The sequence below is a fragment of the Amycolatopsis sp. NPDC003731 genome (genome assembly GCF_053586895.1).
This window is the reverse complement of sequence record NZ_JBSFNC010000296.1, coordinates 1-2,790: the sequence shown is the minus strand read 5'-3', so window position 1 is coordinate 2,790 and position 2,790 is coordinate 1. Positions and strand designations below refer to the sequence as shown.

General features: G+C 70.6%; 3 protein-coding genes. All 3 read left to right on the top strand.

The window, feature by feature from the left end; genetic code table 11:
- Nucleotides 1-127 precede the first annotated feature (127 nt).
- Nucleotides 128-967: an enoyl-CoA hydratase-related protein gene (locus ACWDN5_RS46630; RefSeq protein WP_449680784.1), complete on the top strand. Its 840-nt coding sequence runs from the start codon at nt 128-130 to the stop codon at nt 965-967.
- Entirely contained in the window at nt 964-1,548 is a 585-nt protein-coding gene (locus ACWDN5_RS46625) for an acetoacetate decarboxylase family protein (protein WP_449680783.1), read from the top strand. Before ACWDN5_RS46630 ends, ACWDN5_RS46625 begins: the two co-directional genes overlap by 4 nt.
- 226 nt (nt 1,549-1,774) lie before the next feature.
- The coding region (locus tag ACWDN5_RS46620; protein ID WP_449680782.1) for an ATP cone domain-containing protein at nt 1,775-2,790 on the top strand (1,016 nt) is incomplete at its 3' end.

The following is a 2,790-nucleotide window of genomic DNA, read 5'->3' as shown; positions in this document are numbered from 1 at the left end:
TTCGCAGCCTGAACACGGGAAAGGCCCGCGGCCACACGGCCGCGGGCCCGCACCCGCGTCACCCGGCCGGCCCGCTCCCGCTATTGACATCTTGCCAGTAGCGTCCCGCTGCAATAGCTTCCTCACCATGGCCGACTACGCCGAGATCACCTACGCCGTCGAGGACCGGGTTGCCACCGTCACCCTCGACCGGCCTGAGGCGCGCAACGGCTACACCATCCGGATGGCCGATGAGCTCGCCGCCGCCATGGAGCGCGCCGATCGGGATGAAGACGTCCGGGTTGTCGTGCTGACCGGTGCCGGGAAAGACTTCTGCGTCGGGGCCGATCTCTCCCAAGGCGGCTTCGACTTCGATCCCGCCGAGGGGCCCGGGGACGCCTGGCAGGAGCCCGCCGGCCGGTGTTCGAAGCGGATCTTCACCATGAACAAGCCCGTCATCGCCGCCCTGCACGGGGCCGCCGTCGGCGGCGGGCTCACCATCACGCTCTCGTGCGACTACCGGCTCGCCTCCGAGGACTCGCGGTTCGGCTTCGTGTTCACCCGCCGCGGCATCTACCCCGAAGGCGCGTCCGCCTGGTTCCTGCCCCGGCTCGTCGGGATGGGGACCGCGCTCGACTGGATGGTCAGCGGGCGCGTCTTCGATGCGGCCGAAGCGCAGGAAAAAGGCTTGGTGCACAAGGTGTTCCCCACCGGTACCGTGCTGGACGAAGCGAAGAAGCTCGCGAAGGAGATCGTCGAGACGACTGCGCCGGTGTCGGTCGCCGTCACGCGGCAGCTGCTCTACCGGATGGCGAGCGCCGAGTCGCCGTTCCCCGTGCACGACCTGGACTCGAAGCTGATCGGCGGGCTCGGCACCAACCCCGACGCCGTCGAGGGTGTCCTGTCGTTCCTGCAGAAACGGCCGCCGTCGTTCGGGATGCGCGTCGAGAAGGACCTGCCCGACTACCTGCCCTGGCTGGAGAAATGACCACCTACCCGCCGCAGCCCTGGCACCTCGTCGCCGACGCCCACGTGTCGATCTGGCGGGTCCCCGCGCACGACGTGCACCCCGGCGCATTGTCCGTCGCCGGGTTCACCACCGTCTTCACCGCCTGGATCAGCTACCGGGAACCGGGGCAGCTCAGCTACCACGAGCTGCTCGCCGCCGTCCCGGTGCGCGGGAAGCGGACCACCTGCACGATCGCGCAGATCTGGGTCGACTCCGAAGTCTCCCTCGCCGGCGGGCGTGAGCTGTGGGCCATCCCGAAGGACCTCGCCGCCCTCCAGTTCACCGACCGCACCTACACCGCGGCCACCGGCGACGACTGGATCGCCACCGCGGCCTTCACGCCGCGGCCGGGCTCGCCCCTCGCCCTCCCCAGCCGGTTCGACGTCCTCCAGGACCGCGACGGCACCCCCGTCCGGACGCCGGTCGGCGCGAAGATCCGGCCCAGGCTCGCCGCCGCCGACTGGGCGGTCAACGCGCGCGGCCCGCTCGGCTACCTGGCCGGCCGGCGGCCGTTCCTGAGCCTCGCGCTGCCCGGCAGCGAGCTGCGGTTCGGGGCTTGAACAGCACCTCTGGGTGATCACGCCACCCGGCAGGGTGAGGACCCGCGACACGCCATTTAGGGTCCCGCGCGCGGCTCGACCCCAACATGTAGTCTCTCAACACCGGCAGCCCCCAGCGACGGGGAGACCGCTGCGGAGGGTCGCCGGGCAGCTTTGGAGAAACCGCAGCACACGGCCTCGCGAGGGCGTGTGGCGATCGAACGCGCCCGAAAACTTGGAGACACGCATGTCAGTCGAAACCGGTCAGCGGCCGTCCGCTGCCGACTCACCCACCGCGATCCGGGTCATCCGGCGGGACGGCAGCGTGTCGCCGTTCGACGCCGGGAAGATCTCGGTCGCGCTGACCAAGGCGTTCCTCGCGGTCGAGGGCGGCGACGCCGCCGCGTCCTCCCGCGTGCACCACGTCGTCGCGGAGCTGACCCAGCAGGTCGAGACCACCCTGCTGCGTCACGCCGGCCCCGAGACCGCCCTGCACATCGAGCAGATCCAGGACATCGTCGAGCTCGCGCTGATGCGCGGTGAGCACCACAAGGTCGCCCGCGCCTACGTCCTCTACCGCGAGGAGCGCGCGAAGGCCCGCGAGGCCGCGAAGCCGGCCGCGACCGAGGCCGCGCTGAACGTCAAGGGCACCGACGGCGTCCTGCGCCCGCTCGACTGGGCCCGCGTTTCCCACGTGGTGGGCGAGGCCGTCGCCGGCCTCGACGACGTCACGGCCGAGCCGGTGCTGGCCGAGACCAAGCGCAACCTCTACGACGGCATCAGCGCCGACGAGCTCGCCCTGGCCCAGATCATGGCCGCCCGCGTGCTGGTCGAGCAGGAGCCGAACTACTCCTACGTCTCCGCCCGCCTGCTGCTGGACAAGCTGCGCGGCGAGGCGCTGAGCTACCTCGCGCAGAAGCCGCGTCAGGCCAGCCAGGACGAGATGGCCGCCGAGTACCCGGCGTACTTCCGCGCCTACCTGCGCCGCGCGATCGAGCTGGAGCTGGTCGACGGCGAGCTGCAGCGCTTCGACCTGGACAAGATCACCGCCGCGATCCGCCCCGAGCGTGACCTCGACTTCGGCTTCCTCGGCCTGCAGACGCTGTACGACCGGTACTTCCAGCACCACGACGGCACCCGCTTCGAGCTGCCGCAGGCGTTCTTCATAGCAGCCTGTATGGCGCCTTCGGCGACAAGCACGCGCTCTACCTGCGCGTCTACGACTACTACTGCACCGAAGCGACCGACGGCGTACGACACCAG

What these genes read in the sequence shown, in the direction of transcription:
- ACWDN5_RS46625 (WP_449680783.1), top strand. Translation starts at nt 964, where the DNA reads ATGACCACCTACCCGCCGCAGCCCTGGCACCTCGTCGCCGACGCCCAC.
- ACWDN5_RS46630 (WP_449680784.1), top strand. Translation starts at nt 128, where the DNA reads ATGGCCGACTACGCCGAGATCACCTACGCCGTCGAGGACCGGGTTGCC.